The 21175-nt window shown below is 46.8% G+C and carries 18 protein-coding genes and 1 pseudogene; 12 read left to right on the plus strand and 7 right to left on the minus strand.

Going from position 1 to position 21175, the window contains the following annotated elements:
* Positions 1-612: 612 nt before the first annotated feature.
* Both G598_RS19780 and G598_RS0111030 read left to right on the plus strand, forming a co-directional pair.
* Positions 613-753 (plus strand): hypothetical protein, encoded by a 141-nt coding sequence (locus G598_RS19780; protein ID WP_157833326.1) that lies wholly within the window; start codon positions 613-615, stop codon positions 751-753.
* Positions 728-1453, plus strand: coding sequence for a hypothetical protein (locus G598_RS0111030; protein ID WP_157833327.1), 726 nt, complete (start codon positions 728-730; stop codon positions 1451-1453). The genes G598_RS19780 and G598_RS0111030 overlap by 26 nt, the downstream gene beginning before the upstream one ends.
* A 54-nt stretch (positions 1454-1507) precedes the next feature.
* Here G598_RS0111030 and G598_RS0111035 read toward each other — a convergent pair whose 3' ends face one another.
* The 3 genes from G598_RS0111035 to G598_RS20445 all read right to left on the minus strand — a co-directional run bounded on the left by G598_RS0111035 (position 1508) and on the right by G598_RS20445 (position 2928).
* Positions 1508-1819, minus strand: a complete 312-nt coding sequence (locus G598_RS0111035; protein ID WP_026767023.1) for a helix-turn-helix domain-containing protein — start codon at positions 1817-1819, stop codon at positions 1508-1510.
* Positions 1816-2172: a hypothetical protein gene (locus G598_RS0111040; RefSeq protein ID WP_051180243.1), complete on the minus strand. Its 357-nt coding sequence runs from the start codon at positions 2170-2172 to the stop codon at positions 1816-1818. Before G598_RS0111040 ends, G598_RS0111035 begins: the two co-directional genes overlap by 4 nt.
* 252 nt (positions 2173-2424) lie before the next feature.
* Positions 2425-2928, minus strand: a complete 504-nt coding sequence (locus G598_RS20445) for a hypothetical protein (RefSeq protein WP_157833328.1) — start codon at positions 2926-2928, stop codon at positions 2425-2427.
* A gap of 301 nt (positions 2929-3229) precedes the next feature.
* Here G598_RS20445 and G598_RS20450 point away from each other — a divergent pair, with 301 nt between their 5' ends.
* The 10 genes and pseudogenes from G598_RS20450 to G598_RS0111080 all read left to right on the plus strand — a co-directional run bounded on the left by G598_RS20450 (position 3230) and on the right by G598_RS0111080 (position 16332).
* Positions 3230-3475 carry a hypothetical protein gene (locus tag G598_RS20450; protein WP_419185356.1) on the plus strand — a complete coding sequence of 82 codons (246 nt, stop codon included), beginning with the start codon at positions 3230-3232 and terminating at the stop codon, positions 3473-3475.
* Between the two features lie 3449 nt (positions 3476-6924).
* Positions 6925-9717, plus strand: coding sequence for a DEAD/DEAH box helicase family protein (locus G598_RS20455; protein WP_419185357.1), 2793 nt, complete (start codon positions 6925-6927; stop codon positions 9715-9717).
* Positions 9718-9950: 233 nt separating this feature from the next.
* Positions 9951-10901 (plus strand): hypothetical protein, encoded by a 951-nt coding sequence (locus G598_RS0111050; protein WP_026767026.1) that lies wholly within the window; start codon positions 9951-9953, stop codon positions 10899-10901.
* Positions 10895-11638, plus strand: a complete 744-nt coding sequence (locus G598_RS0111055; protein ID WP_026767027.1) for a hypothetical protein — start codon at positions 10895-10897, stop codon at positions 11636-11638. Before G598_RS0111050 ends, G598_RS0111055 begins: the two co-directional genes overlap by 7 nt.
* A gap of 105 nt (positions 11639-11743) precedes the next feature.
* The gene (locus G598_RS17795) at positions 11744-12160 is read left to right on the plus strand and encodes a hypothetical protein (RefSeq protein WP_245582803.1); all 417 of its coding nucleotides are present in this window, start codon (positions 11744-11746) and stop codon (positions 12158-12160) included.
* Between the two features lie 156 nt (positions 12161-12316).
* Complete coding sequence (locus G598_RS20055; protein WP_026767029.1) at positions 12317-13843, plus strand: hypothetical protein; 1527 nt, start codon at positions 12317-12319, stop codon at positions 13841-13843.
* A gap of 18 nt (positions 13844-13861) precedes the next feature.
* Positions 13862-14068: a hypothetical protein gene (locus G598_RS0111070; RefSeq protein WP_026767030.1), complete on the plus strand. Its 207-nt coding sequence runs from the start codon at positions 13862-13864 to the stop codon at positions 14066-14068.
* 77 nt (positions 14069-14145) lie between these two features.
* Positions 14146-15045, plus strand: a pseudogene (locus G598_RS20360) (ArdC family protein); the annotation flags it as partial.
* A 60-nt stretch (positions 15046-15105) separates the two neighbouring features.
* Positions 15106-15963: a YodL domain-containing protein gene (locus tag G598_RS20365; RefSeq protein WP_272867107.1), complete on the plus strand. Its 858-nt coding sequence runs from the start codon at positions 15106-15108 to the stop codon at positions 15961-15963.
* Between the two features lie 12 nt (positions 15964-15975).
* Complete coding sequence (locus tag G598_RS0111080; protein ID WP_026767032.1) at positions 15976-16332, plus strand: hypothetical protein; 357 nt, start codon at positions 15976-15978, stop codon at positions 16330-16332.
* A 647-nt stretch (positions 16333-16979) separates the two neighbouring features.
* On the opposite strand, the gene G598_RS0111095 is transcribed toward G598_RS0111080, so the two are convergent.
* From G598_RS0111095 to G598_RS17810, 4 genes are all read right to left on the minus strand, one after another.
* Complete coding sequence (locus tag G598_RS0111095) at positions 16980-18176, minus strand: MFS transporter (protein WP_026767034.1); 1197 nt, start codon at positions 18174-18176, stop codon at positions 16980-16982.
* 171 nt (positions 18177-18347) lie between these two features.
* Complete coding sequence (locus G598_RS0111100) at positions 18348-18563, minus strand: protein kinase (RefSeq protein WP_026767035.1); 216 nt, start codon at positions 18561-18563, stop codon at positions 18348-18350.
* Positions 18564-18657: 94 nt separating this feature from the next.
* Positions 18658-19122, minus strand: a complete 465-nt coding sequence (locus G598_RS17805) for a single-stranded DNA-binding protein (protein WP_051180245.1) — start codon at positions 19120-19122, stop codon at positions 18658-18660.
* 3 nt (positions 19123-19125) lie between these two features.
* Entirely contained in the window at positions 19126-21174 is a 2049-nt protein-coding gene (locus G598_RS17810; RefSeq protein ID WP_071837973.1) for a DNA topoisomerase III, read from the minus strand.
* Position 21175 lies beyond the last annotated feature (1 nt).

Genomic DNA, 21175 nt, shown 5'->3' on the forward strand with positions numbered 1-21175 from the left:
GCCTAAGCGTCCTACACGATTTCCCCAAGCGTTAATTCCCGTGTGTCCCACGGTATCTGTATACTGAAAGCTTTTTATCTTTGCAGCCGCAAGGTCTTTAAATTACGGCAGGCCAGCATACATGGCCTCAACCCGCTAAGAACTGGTTGCCCGTAGGCCTTGGTTTTCGATTCGTCCAGTTTCTATCTTTGCAGGGCTTCTCCTTTCTTCCGTATTCTTTAGCTAAGTCTACTATTCGAGAAAGGTTAGCAGTTGTCCTGCTTCAATTACTTACGTAAATTCGCAGGACGCGGCTTATATCCCCAGAGCTAAAGCTCGGGGTTTTACGCCGCATTGGATAAGCGGAACGAAGGAATTTAGGACTCTGCATAGTCAGATGATCCTGTTAGACATGGGAGGTTCGTTACCATAAGGCGAAGGGATTATATTGGTATTCAAAAAAGCAAGGCAATGACGTTAGCCTCGCTATACCCAAAATCCCGCTTACGCCGTGCATAATGCACCACTTATTCATGTTATGCTGTTCTTTATAAATTAAACTGCCATGAAAAACTAAGGAAAACGGAGATATTCAAAGATAATTAAAGATTATATAGGGAGGGAGGTGAGAATATGAAAAAAGGAAAAGTGATGTACTGCCTTGGTGTGGTGGGGGCTTGCTTTGTAGTTGGCATTGGCTCATACGGCATAGGACATGCCCGGGTAATCCCCGGCAAACTATTACAGCATGACCAGCATATCCTATGCAGATAGTGCCCCGTCCCCTTTTGCCCTGAAGGATTTAGCAAGACAGGGAGGCAATGTCTATGACTATGCCAGACACATGAAGGCCATTATGGCCACCCAGAATATAGAAAGCTGGCTATCTATGGCCATGGAAAGATTTGGTATTACGGTCAAGAATATGAATCCTTTGGATAACAGTATCTTGACCACCGTTCAAAGAAATCTTGCCAGTCTAAATCAGGACACCAATAGTAGCAGTCTTAGGGAGAGAACAATGGATTTTTGGAAAAGCAGAATTTTCCGCAATGATGAAGGCTATGAGGACGAGAATACCTTTAAGGCGCAAGAACAATATCAAGCCACTGCCGAAATCTACAAGATTTATGGAGACAATGCCAAGGGCTTCATTGATACGGCCAGCAGTGAACAGGCAAACATAGCTGCTATTGTGGAGGCCGGCAATAACGCCGAAGGGGAAATGCAAGCAGACCAAGCCAAAGCAGATGCTATGGCCATGGTTGAGGCAGAGACAGCCCGGCGAAACAAATTGCTTGGCAATCTCGCCAGCATCAAGGCTGTGGAAGGGAAAATCAGACAAAACGAGGATTTGGCTTTCAGGCGGCAAGTGCAGGCCGCACAAATAAGCATCGAAGACCCGTATCACCGTACCTCAAGGTCAAAAAAGCTCTATGAGAAGTCGGAGCCTAAGGGCTTTGTGAGGTTCTAATGGTATTAACGAAAAAAACAGGTCTGAATCAACAACAAGATTCAGACCTGTTTTTTAAGCTGTAACTATGGACACTGCTTGCCGGTCTAAAAGTTCCAACAGACGGCTGGATGGCCCATTGGGGGTGTTCCTGCCAGATTCCCATGCTTCGATGGTCTTTTTGCTTACGCAGAGATATTTGGCAAGGATGGATTGAGTTAAGTGATTTTTTTTGCGTATAGAGCGAATATCATCGCTGGTGAACTTGCGGGCTGGAGCAATATCAACGGTTAATACAGTATGAGAGAGATTTTTTCCATCATTTTCCTCGAAGTCTGTAATCAGTTCATTCAGCGAATCCGCTAACATATCATAAGTCCTGCTCATTTCGATGCTCCTTTCTGCATACTTTTTTCCAGACGCTCAATCAAAATCTTTAAGCTATTACGTTCGGCCTTGGAGAGATTTTCCATTTCGTTCTTGGCAAATACCATGATAAGAACAATTCGACCATGTATTTCAAAATCAACATAACACACACGGGCACAATGTGATTTTCCTCTGTTACCATAGGAAAATCGCATTTTTCGCAGTCTTCTTGTTCCCTGTATGACTGCACCTACCTTCGGATTGTCGAGCAGAGTTGATTGTAACTCTTTAAGATGTTCATCGTTAAGACCGAGAGCTTTCCATTGCTCGTCAAACTTCTTGCCATGTATAAATTCTCGTGATATCTGCATTTCAGTTCTCCTTTTCTGATATCATACCCTATTTAATAGGGTTAGTCAAGAAATTCTTCTTTTGGAATAATGACAGAAAATTCTTGCAATTTATTTTACTATATGCTATTATCGTAGTGGAAAATCCATAAAGTAAAATATTGTATAGTTTTTCAACCCCTAATCAGATTTAACATGGATATGAAATCAATTTAAGGAGGCATATTCATGTTAAGCAAAAATGCGCTAATGACTGAAGCTGACCGCTTCATCTTAGACATGCAGTCGAATCAGCAACGCTATATCGACTTCCTGTCTACCATGGGCAAGTACCACAAGTACGGCCTTACGCAGCAAATCAATCTCTTTTTTCATGCCCCGGCAGATGCCAGCGGTGCGGTGGCCACCAAGGCCATTTGGGAAAAGTTGGGGAGGAAGGTGGCAGATAATGCCAGACCTATCCCTATCATCACAGGCAGCGAGTATCAGGAACACGTTGAAGAAGTCTTTGATGTCTCGGCTACTGAAGGGTATCAAGGAGAAAAGCTCACATGGGAATATGACGAGGAAAAATGCAAAGCCTATATGGATGAGCACTTTCCCGGCCCCAGTAACCTTTCCATGCCCCAGCGAATCCTCAATTTTGCCAAGAACTACACCGGGGCGCTGCCGTGGGTAGAGGATAAGGAACTTGCAGCCCTTAGTACGGCCTATGTAATTATGGAGCGACTGGGCTATGATGCTGAAGATGAAATTGGCCTTGAACTGATGCTTCACGATTGGGAGAATGTGGATGCTCGAAAGACCCTTGCTACGGTAAATGAGGCCAGCAAGATGGTTTTAAGTCAGATAGGAGATTATATCAGAAAGGAAGAGAGACAAAATGACAATGGACGAACTGATGGCAAGCGAACAGGAATATCAGGAAATGCTCACCCGTTGGGACATGGAGGACAAAGCGAGGGAAGAGCGGATGAAGGAGCTGGACGAGTTAGACCGGCTGACGGCCAAGGCGAAGGAAATTCGGCAGCAGATGAACCTGATACCCGGACGATGGTCGGGGATATGGGCGAAGTACATGGAGGAAGAGAAACCAGCCCAGTGGATAGAAATTCTCCAGAGTGGGAAAGTGGAGCTGATGATGGGCATGATGGACAGGGAGTACAACCAGAAGTACGACCAGATGAAGCAGGAAATGAAGAAACAAAGAGGCCTGAACCACATCTTCCAGCAGAGGGACTTCATGGGGTACACAAGAGCAATAATGGCGATGGAGGACGAGATAGTGTACCTTCTGACCCAGCAGCTGACCAGTCAGGCGTAACCGAAAAACCTGCTACGCATATCACCGTTACCAAAGCTTCCTTGCACCCGGTCAGAACACCTGATGGCGGTATTGCTTGGGTGCCGGAGGATGTAACTGAGAAAGAAGTAACCGTAGATGCGGCAGGGAAGGTCACTGAGGAAAGTGAACCTGTAGCCGTAACCACGGATGAAACGGATAAGGAAGACACAGCTGCGACAACGGAGGACGTTGCAGCTGTACCTTCTATGCCTGAACATGAGGAAACTCCTGTTACAGCCGAAGGAAAAGAAGATTTCCCGGAAAATATTGATACTGTCGATACCGTAGATGCTAATGAAACGACAGAGAAGCCTTCTAGGCCTATCACTACTGAGGATTTCAGCCATCTGGACTTTGCGGCGGATATGTCTACTACTTCTGGCAAGCGCAAGGTTTTTGAGCGCAACATGGCCGCCATTCGCACCGTGAAACGCTTGGAGGACGAAGAACGGGAGGCCACGCCGGAAGAACTCAAGGTCTTAAAGAGCTATTCCGGCTTCGGTGGTCTGCCAGAGGCTTTTGACCAGTATAATACCGCTTGGCAGAAGGAATATAACGAGCTTAGAAATAATCTTACGGATTCCGAATATAGTTCTGCCCGGTCTTCAACATTAAATGCCCACTTCACGCCGCCGGAGCTTATTCGGGGGATTTATGCAGGGCTGGAAAAGCAAGGCTTTACCGGTGGCAATGTCTTGGAGCCGTCTTGTGGCAACGGCAGATTCTTAGAGAATATGCCGGAAGGCATCCGGGAGGCCAGCAATATCCATGGCGTGGAGCTTGACCCCATCACTGCCCGGATTGCCGCTCATATCTACACGGATGCCACCATTTCCAATCAGCCCTTTGAGCGCACCAACTATGCGGATAACTCCTTTGACCTTGCCATCAGCAATGTGCCCTTCGGAGAGTATCGTATTACCAGTGACGTGCGCTACAAGAAACAGCGCCCGTATATTCATGACTATTTCATCAGCAAAATGGTGGATGAAGTGCGCCCAGGCGGTTATGTGGTAGCTATGACCAGTTCCGGCACCATGGATAAGAAATCATCTAAGGCGAGAGAGGACATTGCTGCCAAGGCCGAATTGGTAGGCGCTATCCGCTTGCCGAATACCGCTTTCAATGCCTCCGGCACCAGTGTCACTTCGGATATCCTTATCCTAAGGAAGCGAGAAACACCGCTGAACATTACGCATGATAAGAATGGGGAAGTTCAGGGAGAAGATGCCAACTTCATGAGTTGGGTATATTCCATGCCGGAAAGCGAATATGACTATCAGAATCTGAACCATTATTTCAATCAGCACCCGGAAAATGTACTGGGGAAGCTTGCTGTGGTTTCCGGCCCTCATGGAAATATGCTGACCTGTGAGCCGGAAGAGGGCATGGACTTAGGCAAGAAGATAGCCGAAACCATAGCAAACTTTGAGGGCAGCTACGAAAAAGCTCCTTATGATATGGAAATACCAGTACAGGAAACTGTGCAGGCAAGCAATAGTTTTGGCTATGTCTATGAAAATGGCAAAGTGGTCTATCATGGTGTTTATGGCGAAAAGCTTGAATTCCAGACCTTTATCCATCAGCAGATGGTAAGGGAGGCCGTTATCAGCCAGCAGGGCGATAAAAAAGCAAAAGGAGAAGTGCATGGGGAAGAAGACCTGACCGCCGGACGGCGCAAGAAAATTGATGCCGTTATGGCCAAAGCCCCGGAGCTGGAAAAGAAGGTGCTTTCCCTTATCCATATTCGGGATGCCGTCCGTGATGTATTCGATGCCCAGACCAATGCCTGCTCCAATGACGAGCTGTCTGCCTTGCAGGATAACCTGAACGCCCTTTATGACCAGCATGTGAAGAACTATGGCCATATCTACCGGGATACGGAGCTTTTATCCGTATTTAGGCATGACCCTACTTGCCCACTGATGGAAGTGCTGGAAAATGTAGATGCCGAAACAGGCGTGTTCCTTGGCAAAGCCGACATTTTCACCACCCGAACTGTCATGCCTACCTTCACGCCGGAAAAAGCTGATACAGCCATGGATGCCTTGGCTTTCTCCATGCAGGAAAAAGGCAAGGTCGATGTGGGGTATATGGCAAGTCTTATGCCGGAGGTCAATGTAACCGACATCTTAAAAGAGCTGACAGACAAAAAGCTCATCTTCCAAGATTACGAGGATGGGGAGTACAAAATAGCCGATGAATACCTTTCCGGCAATGTCCGCGCCAAAATCCGCCATCTACAGGAAGCGCGGAAAGAGCTGCTACTGGACAAAGAACTGGCTGTAGCAAATATCATGATGCCAGATTGGCAGCCGGATTTTACCCCGGAGAATGATTTGGAGAAAAGAATCCATGACATTATCAAGGACACCCAACAGTTTGTACGCTCCGGCAATGGGCGCATCCGGGAAGGCAGTCTGTATCAAGATTCAATTTATGGCCTCTACCAGCTGAACGGCGATGAACGGAAATTTTACAATGACCATAAGGGGGACCGGGACTTCATGCTGCACATGACAGGTGCCATGCGTGATATGAACAGCTATTGCCCCACGGAATACAGCAAAGACCCGGTCTTTGTACTGGAAGCATTCAGACATGGCATCAAGAGTATTTCCATGCATGAGGAAGCCGGTGCAGATATTCGGGATATGCTGGAGCATATGGAGCCAAAGGCGAATGTGAAGTGCTACTTCCAGCCGGATTTTGTGCCATATTACAAATTTCTCCATGAAAAACTCTCGGCTGCGGATTATGTTCACTTGGACAAGCAGGAAAAAGCGGCCTGCCGAAAAGAGATTGTTGCTGCATGGCCAGCCTATAAAACGGCCTATGATAAAGAGGTGGAAGACCTTATCAGCAGCCGCAAGGACGAACAGCTTAGTATCTGCGATGATAAACTCCGGGATATCGAGGCAAATATCAAGGCTCTGGAGGAAGTGAAGCCCACGGATATTCCTTCTGAGGATATTCGGGTAACAATGGGAGCGACATGGCTGCCCATCAAGTATGTGAAGGATTTCCTTGTGCAAGAGCTTGACCTGTCTTATAGTGAGGCCAGAAAGCTCAAAATCGAGTATTCGCAAGCCTCCGGCAAGTGGCATATCGACAATAAGGGAGGCTTCTTCAACACCAAGATTGACCAGATTTACGGCACCAGCGACATCAATGCCCTGAATCTTGCGGAGCTTGCCTTGAACCTCAAACAGCCCCATGTCTATAAAAATACCGATGATGGCAAAAGGGTAATCAATCCTGAAGCCACTTCGGCAGCGCAGATGAAGCAGGAAGACTTAAAACGAGCCTTTTCCGAGTGGATAATGAAGGATGAAAAAAGAGCCGCCAAGGTGACAGCTCTCTATAATGAGAAATTCAATGCAGTTGTCACACGTGAATATAACGGCGAATACCTCCGATTCCCCGGCATGAATCCGGCCATTGAACTGAAAGACCATCAGAAAGCAGCTATTGCCCATACGTTATATGGCGGCAATACGCTCTTTGCTCACGCAGTGGGCGCAGGGAAGACCTATGAAATGATAGCTTCAGCCATGGAAGCCAAACGGCTGGGGCTTTCCCAGAAAGCCTTGATGGTCGTGCCCAAGCACCTCACCGAGCAGACTGGGGCAGCGTTTATGAAACTTTACCCCAAGGCAAAAATCCTTGTAGCCCAACCCAGTGACTTTGAAAAGAAGAACCGCAAGGCCTTTGTGGCCAAGGTCGCTACCCAGAACTGGGATGCGGTTATCATGGGGTATACGCAGTTTGAGCGCATCCCCATTACCCCGGAACGCCGGATAGCCTTGCAGGAACAGCGCATTGGTGAATACGAGGATATGCTGGATGAACTTAGGGATACCGAGGATTCCAAGTATTCCATCAAACAGGTGGAATTGATGCTGAAGAAAGCCAAGGAACGGCTGGAAAAGGCACAGGATGAAGTAGATAATAACAAAGATGATATGCCCATCTACTTTGAGGATTTGGGCATTGACAGGCTTTATGTGGATGAAGCTCATAACTTCAAGAACATCTATGTGGCCACCAAGATGAATAATGTGGCCGGTATCGGCACTTCCGATTCCGTCCGTGCCAATGACCTGATGGATAAGTGCGAGTATATCAACGAGAAGACCAATTACAAAGGCCTCGTCTTTGCTACCGGCACCCCGGTTTCCAATTCCATGACGGAGCTTTATATCATGCAAAAGTACCTCCAGCCCCAAGTGTTGAAGGAAGCTGGCATCAACAGCTTTGATGATTGGGCAGCCACCTTCGGAGAGGCGGTTACAGGCTTCGAATTAAAGCCGGAAGGCAAGGGCTTTATGGAAAAGACCCGTTTCTCCCGTTTCTTCAACCTGCCGGAGCTGATGGCCATAGTCAAAATGAGTGCCGACATCAAGACTGCCGACATGCTTGACCTCGATGTACCCGAATGTGAAATGACCGTTGACCAGATAGAGCCGACAGAAAGCCAGTCAGACCTTGTCAATCACTTGGCCGTCCGGGCAGAAACAATTCGACAAGGTGGCGTTGACCCTAGCGAAGATAATATGCTGAAAATCACCAACGAAGGTCGTATGCTGGCCTTGGATGAACGCATTATTGACCCGACACTGCCGGATAATCCCAACAGCAAGGTCAACAAGTGTATCAAAAATGTCCTTGAAATCTATAAAGCCACCGAGGACAAGAAATCTACGCAGCTGATTTTCTGCGACAAGTCGGTGTCCAACAAGAAGGAGCCGAACAAGTTTAATGTCTATGATGATATCCGGAACAAGCTGGTAGAGGCTGGTGTGCCAAGAGAGGAAATCGCCTTTGTGCAGGAGGCCAAGGACGATGAAGCCAAGGAACAGCTCTTTGCCAAGGTCAGAGCCGGGAAGGTGCGTGTGCTCTTAGGGGGTACGGATAATCTCGGTGTGGGCACCAACGTACAGGACAAACTTATTGCCACACATGACCTTGATGTGCCGTGGCGGCCAGCAGACCTTGAGCAGCGTATGGGCAGAATCGTCCGCCGTGGCAATGAAAATAAGCAGGTAAAGGTATTTAGATATGTGACAAAAGGTACGTTTGATGCGTACATGTGGCAACTTATAGAGAACAAACAGCGCTTTATTTCACAGATAATGTCCTCTAAAATTCCCACGAGGGAGGCAGAGGACTGTGATGAGGTAGTGTTAAGTGCTGCAGAAATCAAGGCACTGGCCGCTGGTGACCCTATGATAAAGGAAAAAATAGACGTAGACAACGCCTATAACCGCCTAAAGTTGGATAAGGGAAACTACCTGAAAAACCGGGAAATTACAGCCAAACAGGTAAAAGTAGACCTGCCGAACCGTATTGCCCAAAGCGAGAGCCACTTGGAAGCCCAGCTCAAAAATAAGGAAACGTGGCAGAACAACACGCACAAAACTTCTGGGCTGGATGGGGAGGTACAGGAAGCCTTTGCCATGACCATAAACGGTGTGAAGTATCTGGAGGAAAAAAAGGCCGTGGAAGCCCTGGAAAAAGCTCTTGCTCCAGAGGCTACAAAAAAATTCACTGGTGAGTACAAGGGATTCAAACTCTCTACTGCCTTTGACTGGATGAATAACTGCCCCTATATTCAGGCCGTAAACGCCACTGACTTCCGCATTGATATCTATGGCAGCAAGAAGCGCATCCTGACGGCCATCAAGGATATTGGCAAGCAGATTGATAAGAAGGTCACAGAGGAAAAAGAAAATCTGGAAACCTTGAAGCATAACCTCGAAGTGGCCCAGAAGTCTATGGAAGCCCCATACCCAAGGGAAGACGAATTCCAACGGCTCAAGGCGCGGGCAGAAGAAATCGACATGATTCTGGCAGCCAAGGAAAAAGGCCTCACCGATGCCAAGGAAATCGAAGGTGATGTTCGCCGGAGCCGCATCCTGAAGCTGGTGGATAAGGATGGCCACATGGACTTTACCAAGCTGGAAGGAAACTCCGACATAGAGCGGACATATTTCTTCCGGGCAGCTGAAGCCCTTACACGAAATGGTAACGCTTATTCTCCGGACAATGCCATGAGCACAGACAAAGGGATAGCTGATGCCATGATAGCCAAGGGCTACGACCTCGAAAACATATATAAGACCATTGAGAAGCTGTCTCCCAGTATGATAAAGGCCGTTGATGTGAAGCGGCTGGTAGGTGAGAAAACAGAAGTGGCCTCTATGGCAATGGCTAGGTAGCCAAGTCACTTTACATGATTAGATATAAAAATTACGTGATACAGAATGAGTTATTTGAGTTAATCCCCCAATAAAAGTGATTAACTCAAAAACACCCACTAAACACAAGAAAATTTTTCTGTGTATTTTAGTGGGTGTTTTTTTGCCAGATAACTTTTTGTAAATAAAATATTTGATTTGTAAACTAAAATGGTTTACAATGTAAAAAAATACTTTACAAAGGGGCTGGTGATATGAAAAATTACCTTGAAGCAGTCCTGCATCAGGACGTTGACATCCACCCTTTTACGGATACTCGAAAGCTGCCACTGGCATATAGGAACAGGTTTTTGCTTTCTAATGTGGTCATATCTGGTCAGATAGCTTTGCTTGTTAAACCGATAGAACACGAAACATTGTCGGTTCTAAAGAAGCAACATGGGCAGTTAGAGCTTTATACCGGCTTGCGTTGTATTTTGGCTCTGAAAGACATAAGCAACTACGCACGAGAAATCATGGTGAAGGAAGGAATCCCCTTTGTCTGGGAGGGGCATCAGGTATACTTGCCGTTTTTAGGTATGCTTTTGGACACAGATAAAAGTAGGAAAGTACACCAATGCGAAAAAATATCTTTTCTGACACAAAGACTTCTGCTTACTGCCTTATATCAGAGCTGGGAAGAAGTAACAGTGACCAAGGCCGCTGGTATGCTTGGGGTTACTAAAACAGCAGTGTCGAATAGTTTTAATGAACTGGAAGCCATAAATTTTCCCTATCTATCTGCAAAAAATAGGGCAAGAAAGCTGACAATGGAAAAAGATAAGCAGATGGCTTGGGAAAAAATGAAAGATAGCTTACGAAATCCTATTATTGCTACTTATGCGTTAAAAGAGCGCCCGGCGTCCAACATGCTAACGGCAGGTTTGACGGCACTGGCGGAGTATTCCTTGCTGAGTGAACCGTCCTGTCCCACATTCGCTGTAAGTAAAAAAGCAATATCAAGCTTAAAGATTACCAAGAGCATGTTGGCAGCGGCTGAAGATATTCCAGCTTGTATCTTGCAGGAAATAGGCTATCAAATTGATTTCGGGGTAGGAATGGCAATAGACCCGTTGAGTTTAGTGCTTAGTCTAAGCGATGAGGAAAAGGAAGAACCGCGCATCAGCATGGCGGTGGATGAAATGCTGGAGAGGTACGTATGGTAAGAGGAATAGAGAAATTCAAAGAGTATTTTCAGGAATATGCAAATCAGTATGTTCTGATTGGTGGTACTGCTTGTGATATATCATTTAGCCAGCATAGCGGAGACTTTAGAGCAACAAGAGATTTGGATGTTGTTCTCATCGTTGAGGCGCTGACCCCGGCTTTCGGTGAGCGCTTTTGGCAGTTTATTCATGATGGCGGTTATCAGAATAGGGCTAAATCTTCAGGACAGCCTCAGTTCTATCGTTTTGATAAGCCAAGTGAGACGGAATTCCCTTCTATGATAGAGCTTTTTGCTCGTACAGATTTTTTGCTGGAAGGCGCAGCAGAAATAACGCCACTTCATATTGATGATAATGTCTACAGCCTATCGGCTATCTTGTTGAACGAGGCCTATTATCAGGCGTTGCTGTCTGGCAGGGAAATAATTGATGGATTATCAATCCTAAAGCCGAGTTGGATAATCCCATTTAAGGCAAAAGCATGGCTTGACCTAAGCCAGCGTGCTGCCAGTGGGATGCATGTAGATTCACGAGATTTGAAGAAGCACCGCAACGATATCATTCGCTTGGTTGCTGAATTTGTTCTTGAACGCTGTGAGCTTCCTGATGAGGTAAAGACGGATATGGAGAAATTTGTGGGAAGTATGGGCGTAACGGATGCCGAGCTTAAAAATCTGCGAATTCGTGGAGTAAAGGCTGAAGAAATACGCCAGTTGCTCGTAGATACATACCTATAATTTCAGGTTTACAATGATACAGGTAAATTTGCCCTAAAATAGGTTTTGTGATAAAATTTTTCAGGGAATACAAGCAATAGAGAATTTTTAGGGGAGGAATTCTATTTGGCTACAACTAAGAAAACGACAACGGTAAAGAAAACTGCAACTGCTGCTGCAAAAAAGGCAGTAAAGACGGTTGCTGCCAAGGTGGCCGATGCGGCAGTGACTACTGCTGTTACAAAGGCTAAGGCCACTACTAAGAAAGTTGCTGGGAAGAAACAGCATGTATTTATCTTCTTCAACTGCAATGACAATAAGGATGCGCATTCCATGAATGCCCGTTACAACAATGAGGTTTTCGCAGATACGACTTCCGGCAGAAAAGCATTGTTGGCAAAGGTTGAAGCAGAAGTAGTTGCTGGTCGCGTAAATATTGCGGACAAAGATGCAGTGGAGCATGATATTCTCAAGGGTGACCCCACTGAAGCCAGCAGCAAGATTCAGTATGGCGATATTGAACGCATGATATTCATGGCATAAATCATAGTGGCTCTCTGCAAAAGAGGGCCACTTTTATAATACGAACCTTCCAAGAAGCTGTCTTTGACGGCTTCTTTTTTTGCGTTGAGTAAAATATTGTAGAGTTTTTCAACCCCTAATCAGATTTACAATACCCCTCATAGGAGGCGATAAATAATGCTATATGTTGCAAGGGACGGTGCCGGGGACATTACGGCTATCTGTAATAACCCGACCACCGCCGAAAATCTACGGGCACTCATTGACGATAGTATCGAGGAAGTGCCAGCTGCCGGAGCGGCAGAGGATTATGTTTTTACTATTGACGGCAAGGCTGGCTCCCAGCACATTGCCACCAGCGAAGCGGAGGTAGTGGATTTCATCACTTCCACACCGGGCATCCAGTTCAAGAAGAATAGTCCATTCTATGGTCTGCCGCAGGATGAAACCAAGGCAGCCATACAGAATTGGCTGGACGATGGCCACATGGCCAACGAACTTACCGAAGACCTAGAGGGCACATTAGTCAGTGAGTATAGAGTAAACACCATATACTCCAAGGCTGCCCCCATGCTGGAAGGGCGAGACATTGACGCGGCTTTTAAGGAAATTTATGGCCGAGATTACCATGAGACAACACAGAAGGAGGATTTCACAATGAATCAGATGGATGTAGAGCCGGAGCTAGATGAGGCAAACATCGCCAGCATGATTGCTACCATGGAAGGATATATGGAAGATGTCAAGGAAGCTGCTCCGACAGCGGCCTATGAACAAGTTGCCGCACCTGCAGAGGAGCTTAAACAGCACATCAAGGACTGCCGGACTGCCGAAGAGTGCTTTGGCCCGGAACCTGCTATCTGGGAAGGCTACCAGCCAAAGCATGAGGAAGTATGCAACAGCTTAGACAATCTATCTCGCGCCTATCAGTCCGAAGATGCTACCACGGAAACAAAGGCTGTGGCCTTAGACCATAGTACAGCAGCCCTGAAAAATGCCAATAATTTCCTCGTTGAGCAGCTGAACGCTGTGGAGCGGCGCAATCAGGACATGCTGCGTGAAATGCAGGAACTCCGGCAGGAGTTGGCAGATATGCGTTCTTCCGTACAAGGGTACTCCCCGGAGAAATTTGCTCAGAGCATGGCGGTGGCCATCAAATTCTTGGAGGAAGCCAATGGTATCTATAAACATGCCCAGCAGCCCGGACGGAACTATGGAAAACTCTACAAGCACACCCGGCGCACCGTTCACAAAGTATACCGAGATGTGATTGATACCCCAAAGCGCATCAGAAATGCGGTCAAAGACAAGGCGTATAGCGTAGTAGACAGCGGCATCCGCAAGATTGCCCGGGTCTTTGACAAAGGCCTTCAGAGCTTGCAGGAGAAAAAAGATAAGCTCATGGAGAAATCAGCAGCCATCAATGAAAAGAGGGATGCCATTTATGGCAGAACGACCTCCACAAGCCAGCCGGAAAGCCCGGCAGAGGATAAGACAGACAATCACCTGCTTGACCTGAACAGCCTCCTGAAAAATGAAAATCGGGACAAGGCTGTGAGCCAGCTGGTAGATTTTCTGGTGAAGGCCGGGAAAAAGGAAGAAGGTATTACCAAGATACTGGCAGATGTAAAGGTCAAAGCCACGGCAGAAATGAAGAAGCCAGAGTACAAGGCGATTCAGGCTGAGGCCGCTGCCGCCAGATAAATGAAGGGAGAATACACTATGAGCGAAGCAAACTACACTATGACCGAGGAAGAAATCAAGGCACAGGGCGTGATGGAGGCAGAGGATGCCGATGAAACCATCACGGACGAAAACTTTGCCGAAGCCGCTGAAAAAAATGTCTGGGACGGCGAAAAATGGGTGACAGAAGAACAGTATAACCGGGACATTATGGCGGCTTTTGCAGCACAGCAGGGAGGCGAGTAAGTCATGACAGATATAAAGAAGGACTACTATCAGGAAGTCACCAATGAAATCATCAAGGCTATTGAGAGGGAACTACACCTTGGCAGCAGGGCTGGGACAGCAAAGTGGGAGCGGCCATTGCCGCCGTTCCCATCAACGGCAAGACCGGCAGACCCTACTACAAGGATAATCTCATTCGCCTTTCCATCGTAATGCGCCGTCACGGCAATAGCAAAGACCCACGTTTCTTCACCTTCAAACAGGCCAAAGATATGGGCTATTCCATCAAGAAGGGCGCTAAGTCCACCCTTATCCGCATGGGCTTTTATGCCGAGAAAGACCTTGAAGGAAATGAACTGCCGGAGGATGAAAAGCACTGGACAAATAGATACTACCGTGTTTTCCACGCCACAGACTGCTGCCAAGGCATGACCTACGTCAAGGACGAGAATGGCAAACAAGTCTATGCTCCAGCTTATGACAGTGAAGGTAAGCCGGTCTTAGTAGAGGCCAAGGACAAAGATGGAAAGACTGTGATGGTTCCTAAGATGGAGCCGGTGATTAAATACGAACCTATCCCGGAGTATGTGTCCAAGGCAGAAGGGTACACCCATGATGACCAGATTGAGCTTGCCGAAGCCATGCTGAAAAGGTCAGGAGCCAAAATCTTCAATGACCAGGCCAACAGGGCATACTACCGTCCCAGTGCAGATGAAATCCATCTGCCAGCCCAAGAAGCTTTCCCGGAAATTGCAGATTACTATGCCACGGCCTTGCATGAGCTTGGTCATTGGACAGGACATAGCAGCCGCTTAAATCGCTTTGGCATGGGCAGCGTGGACTTTGGCTCTCCCACCTATGCAAAAGAAGAACTCCGGGCAGAACTGGCCTCCACCTTCTTGTCCGCCGATCTTGGCATTCCCATGAACACCCAGAACCACGCCGCCTACATTGGCAGCTGGCTGAAAGCACTGAAGGAAGATAAGACCGAAATCTTCAAAGCTGCCAACGATGCCTCCAAGATAGCCAAATACCTTGAGAACTATGTACGGGATTTGATGAAGGAAAAGCTTCAGGCAAAAAGCGCAGAGGAAGTCAGCAAACCTGCCACTAAGCTCTATGTGGCTATCCATCAGCTAGGAGAAGGCCATGATTGGCACTTTGACAGCTGGAAAGAAGCCAGCAAGACCCATAATGCCAAAAATCCCTTGGATTTCAAGGCCTACGAGCAGAAATGGCAGGAAGCCTATGAAGCCAAGGGAGAGAATATATCGTCCATTCTCGAACACATCTACACCGAGCACAACGCAGATAACAGACCTTCCGGGCAGGTGATGTCTTCCCTGTCTATGAGTGATGTAGTACAGGTCAATGAACGTTACTTTTATGTAGACAGCGTAGGTTTTCAGGAACTTAACGTCAAGCCTTTCAAGGATATGGAGCTTATGACCCCGGTTTCCAATGAAAAAATCGAAAAGACCATTGCTGCAGACCGAGAGGCCATAGGCGCAGATAAGCACGATGCTTACCAAAAGAGCTTCAACGAGGCTTATTTTGCCGGTTCCCCGGTAAATTTCTCGAATTCCGGTACGGTGGAGGACGATTATAACAAGTTTATCTTCAATAATGCCCAGAAATACAGTCTTTCCAGCCTCCGCTCTGCGGATCAGGCTGGATGGGAAAAAGCAGACGAGGCTTTTTTAGAAGAAATTGCCCATAAGAGCTGCGAGAAAAACGGATATGTAGATAAGACCGACATTGACCGGGCCACCATAACCCTCTTCAAGTTAAGCCCCAGAATGGCTGTGTTGGAAGGGGACAAGCAGGAATATACCAAAAAGCTCAAAGATAACGTTCTGGCATCCGAATTCTGTAAGGAACATACGACCACCAAGACAGCGGCAGCGGTCAGATAAGAGGTATCGCCAATGAAAACCGTAGTTACAGATGTAGACGTAGAACGCTCCTGCGGTGGTCAGTATTTCACCATTTACATCAAACAGGGGAAACTGGCCGGGAATATGCTCCTGCCGCAGGAAATCATAGTAGACAAAGAAAAAGGTATTATCGAAGCCGCACAGGATTATATAGACAAACATGAAGAAGATGTGCCCATACTAGCGGAACTTCTGGATATCACAGCAGTTGGAACTGTGACACGATATCTGGTCGATAGGTCGCTGGCAAGTAAGTCAGGCATGGTATTCGTAGAAAATGACAGCGAGGAAATAAAAAGCCTTGTGGCTGACCTACACGAAGCATTCGCACCTTTGATGATGTATTGACCTGCCTAGAAGCGGATTGCCAGAAGTTCCCTGTCTTACGTGATAGTGTAGAATACCACAGACCTGATGAATACAGCAACGTTGGAGAACCACTAATTCATTGCTATACAAGCATTGCATGGGTATTTTTTTACACTCCAGCTTAACATTAGAATTTTTAAAGAAAAAGGGGCTGTGAAATAACACATCCCTAATAACAAAGGCGGTTATCCCACCAGCTGCCACCAGACACATTGTCCAGTTCCATAAACTCCAGTTCTTTCTTGTCCATCATTTTTGACAACCCCTTTCTTTTGTATTTAGTTGACTTTGTTTACCTTTGTCTATACTTACGATTGATAATGTCAAGCATTACAAAAATTATTTCAAAATCAATACACACTTTTTGAACTGGGGGATATAAAGAACAGAGGAAAAGATAAAAATGAGGGGCCTATCTACATCAGGAACAGAATACGCTTCAGATACTGTTCCGAAGCCTAAAAACATAACCAGAACACCAACTGCCACAAAGTGAACTATCTTCATAACTGGAACCCATAGCCCGCAAACCATTATTCCTGCTTTATAAAATAATTTTCAAAAAACGAAAAATGTGCTGTGATGAAATGCGAAAGCAATTTATCTACAGCACATTTTTTATTTTATCAATCGGCGTCTTGGATTTCATCCAACACAACTGTTGCATCATCCTTGCTGCGATACTGAATAACTGCCAGCAACAAAAACAAGCCCATTATAGCGGCAATCCAGCCAAACATTCCGGTAAAACCAATTTCCCCAGCTACAGTTCCCAGCACCAAAATACCGGTACTCGTGCCAATATCCAGCATATTGTAGAACGTGGCACTGGCTGCACTGTGTCGGTCCGGCCGCACCTGATTGAGCATCCATGTCAAAAGTGCCGGTAAAAGGGCACCAGCGCCTAAGCCATAAAAAGCCGATGCTGTCAGCATCCAGCCCAACGACGGAGCCCAAAGCAAAAGCCCCAAGGCCGCCAAGTACGAAACTGCCCCAGGGAGAACCACTGCAAAGGCCCCATAACGATCCAGTAACCTGCCGCCGAAGGGACGGGAAATAAAGATGAATAATGTACCGATTACAAAGAAAAGGCCAGCTCCCTCAATCCCCTTTTCCGCTGCCAGCATGGCAATGAAGGTATTGACGCTGCCGTAGCCAGCACCAAACAAAATGGTCAGTAGTGCCGGTCCCCCGGTATTGCGTTCACACAAGCGGTTGCGGATGGAAGACTTGATAGGCGAAAATTCAGGAAGTTCTGATACATGCTTTTTCCCCCGGCAGATATAGGCAAAGAACAGGGCCAGCAGGGCAGCAGTTATCGACGATAAGAAAAGATTTACTGCCCCCTCAGACAAAAGCCACAATCCTAAAGCTGGAGCCATAGCCATAGCGACAGTACTTCCCAAACCGAAATAACCGATCCCCTCGCCCCGGCGGGAAGCAGGAATCACATCGGCCGCCAGCGCCGCCGCAAAAGTCGTAGCCAGGCCAAAGCCAAAACCATGGATTACCCGGGCAAACACCAAGGCATGGATGTTGGCAAACAGCATATAGCCAAGCGTTGCAAAAACACAAAGGACGAGACCAGCATACAAGCAAATTTTTTTACCAAAAGCCCGCACTCCCGTGTCCGTAAACAAGCGGATAAAAATCGCTGAATAACCAAAAATACCGCCAATTAACCCCATTTGCATTCCTGTAGCCCCGAGACTTGCCGCATACAGGGTAATCGTCGGCAGCAAAAAATGAAAACTGGCAAACAACAGGCCATTAGCCGCAATTAACGCACCGAAATTCCGTGTCCATAATTTTTCTTTTGTCAAAATGATGTCGCTCCTCTCTGTAATTGACCCGTCAATTACAATCTCTTATTATAATATGTAATAATCAACATGTCAATTTACTGTTATTGAAGAACGCTGCTGTCCCTCCCCTTGCATACAAAAAGGGATGTGTTATTTCACACCCCCTTTTCTTTTCATGGCAGGTGAGTATTACTCGCCATAAACTTCCTTGAGTTTGCCAAGAGCCTCTTCAGGAGCAATGCCTTTATTTACAAGATACTCATTGAGCACCTTAAAATCCGTTCTGGTTTTCTTGGCTTCAAGGTCTGCTAATTGAGCTTTCAGAGCCTTGATTTCTTCGGATTTTTTTTCAATTTTGGCTGTGATGTTTTCAATTTTCTGTTCATAATTTGCTGTTCTTGCCATGATGATTCCTCCTAAAATTGGATTATTTATTTTTGATTCCATCTAAAATATGTAATTTCCACCTAAAAGCGGATTTTCCTGCTTTTCCAAACAATCAAAATGGAATTTCTGGGCCAAAATCACTGGCAGGAATACTCATGTCCTGTAAAGTGGGCACACCTACGGAGGCATTGCTTTCATCCAAGGGAATGGCAGTATCTTTTATATTGGTAGTCGGGATATTGCTATTTTTTGAAGACCTGGGCATGTCAACAAATTCTACTTTGTCAGCAGTTACTTCACTGAATTTTAGATGTTTGCCATCCGATGTAGTGTAGGTATTATTGGAAAGGTGGCCTCGGATATTTAATTGACGGCCTTTTACAAGATAGTCCCGGCAGTTCTCGGCAATTTTTCCCCATGCGTTGATACGGTGAAATTCTGCCGGAATCTTACCGTCCTTATTTCGCTTGAATCCTGTCGGGGTGGCGAGATTAAAGTGAGAAAACAGTCTGCCATCTTTGGTAACACGGCTGTCAATGTCCGTGGCTACACGGCCACTAAGAATTACAATGTTCATAAATTATCCTGCCTTTCGATGGAAGTTTTTCTTACCGTAACTGCCGGTCTTTTTCTTGGCGGGAGCCGGATTGAAGTTAGGCTTGCCTCGTTTATCGCTGAAGATGGATTTGCATTCCCTTTCCGGGTCGGTGCAAATCCAATATTTTTTTCCGTTCTTTTTGGAGGTGATGAGTTTCAGCGGTCTGCCGCACTGGGGACATTTGGGAATATCCTTCGGTGGTTCGATTTCCTTATGAATGGCATCATCAAGAAGCCGCTTGATGTAGGTTTTCTGCTGGGAGAAGAAATCCTGCACGGACATTTCCCGGTTGCTGATGGTCTCTAAGTTTTTCTCCCAAAGGGCTGTAATATCCGGGTAGGTAATGCTGTCCGGCAGCAGCTCGATTATCATCATAGCCTTTTCCGTGGGCACAAGGTTTTTCTTATCCAGCTTCAGATAGTTGCGTTCCTGCAGAAGTTTAATTTCTCCTGCTCGAGTGGCTTCGGTGCCGATGCCGGAGCAGTCCTTCAAGATGGGCTTTAGGGATTTATCCTTGACGTAGCTGTCGATATTCTTCATAGCCGCCAGCAGGGTGGATGTGGTAAAACGCTTAGGAGGCTTGGTGACCTTTGTGATTAACTCTGCTTGCAGATTGGTCACGCCATCCCCGTTCTGCACTGCCGGAAGCTGGGCTTGTTCCTCATTTTCGCCGTCCTTGTCTGTTGGCTCGCCTTGATAGAGCACTTTCCAGCCTTGGGAGAGAATGACCTTGCCATTGGCAACAAAGGTTTCCCCTGCAGCTTCAATCTCGATATGAGTAGTAAGGAATTTTTGGGCTGGGTAGAACTGGGCGAGGTAGGCTTTGGCCACCATGCTGTAAAGGTTCCGCTGCATATCCGTCAGTTCAGCCATATTGGCTTTTACTGTTGTCGGCACAATGGCGTGATGGGCAGAAATCTTCTTGTCGTTCCATGCCTTGCTGCGGAGTGCGGTATCGGCACTTTGGGTCAAAGTCGCAAATTCTTCAGATAAAGAGGAAAGGTTTTCGATAATTTGCGGCACATCGGCCAGCTGGTTGGTGGGCAGGTAATCGCAGTCGGAACGAGGATATGTTGTTAGTTTCTTTTCATATAATTCCTGCTGGGTGTCCAAGACTTGTTGGGGAGAATAGCCGTATTTTTTTCCTGCCGCAATTTGCAGAGCAGACAAAGAATAAGGTAGTGGCGATTGAGCCTGACCTTCCTTTTGCTCAACTTTACGTATAACCCCTGTTTGTCCCTGAATCTTGGCTGCTATGGCTTCTGCCCGTGCTTTTTCCAAAAGTCTGCCTTCGGCATCCAGCCCTTCCATATCCTCCGGCATCTGCCAGTGGGAACGGATTTCCCCTTGCTCATGCTGCCAAGTAGCGCTGACCTGAAAATAGTTCACTGGGTGAAAATCCTGAATTTCTTTTTCCCGGCGCACCACCAGACCTAAAGTTGGTGTCTGTACCCGGCCAACGCTGACCACGCTGCTATAACCAGCCTTTTCGGCATGTTTGGTGCAGGCACGAGTCATGTTCATGCCAATAATCCAGTCAGCCCGGGAACGGGCAAGGGCTGAATTGCGGAGGCCGATAAATTCCCGGTTATCCCGTAAATCGGCCAAGGCATCATGGACAGATTTTTCATCCAGAGCATTGACAAGGATGCGCTGAATAGGCTTTTTGCCGAGAACACCGATATAGTTCAGCACCTCATCCACGAGTAACTGTCCTTCTCTGTCCGGGTCACCGGCGTTGACAATGGTATCGGCCTTCAGGTCTAAATCCTTCACGGCCTTGAATTGCTCTTTGGCAGTTGCCTTAACCTTCATCTGCCATTTTTTCGGGATAATGGGCAGCAGCGCAATATCCCAAGATTTGTATTTCTCGTCATACTCCTGTGGCGCAAATTGCTCTAAGATATGCCCGAAGCACCATGTAACAACATCATTTCCACAGACAAAGCAAAACCTTTGTTTGTCCGCGCTGCCCAGCCCCTTGGCAATGGCCTCGGCAAGGCTGGGCTTTTCGGCTATGAATAAACGCATA

The sequence above is a fragment of the Selenomonas ruminantium subsp. ruminantium ATCC 12561 genome (assembly GCF_000424065.1).
Lineage (GTDB): Bacteria > Bacillota > Negativicutes > Selenomonadales > Selenomonadaceae > Selenomonas_A > Selenomonas_A ruminantium.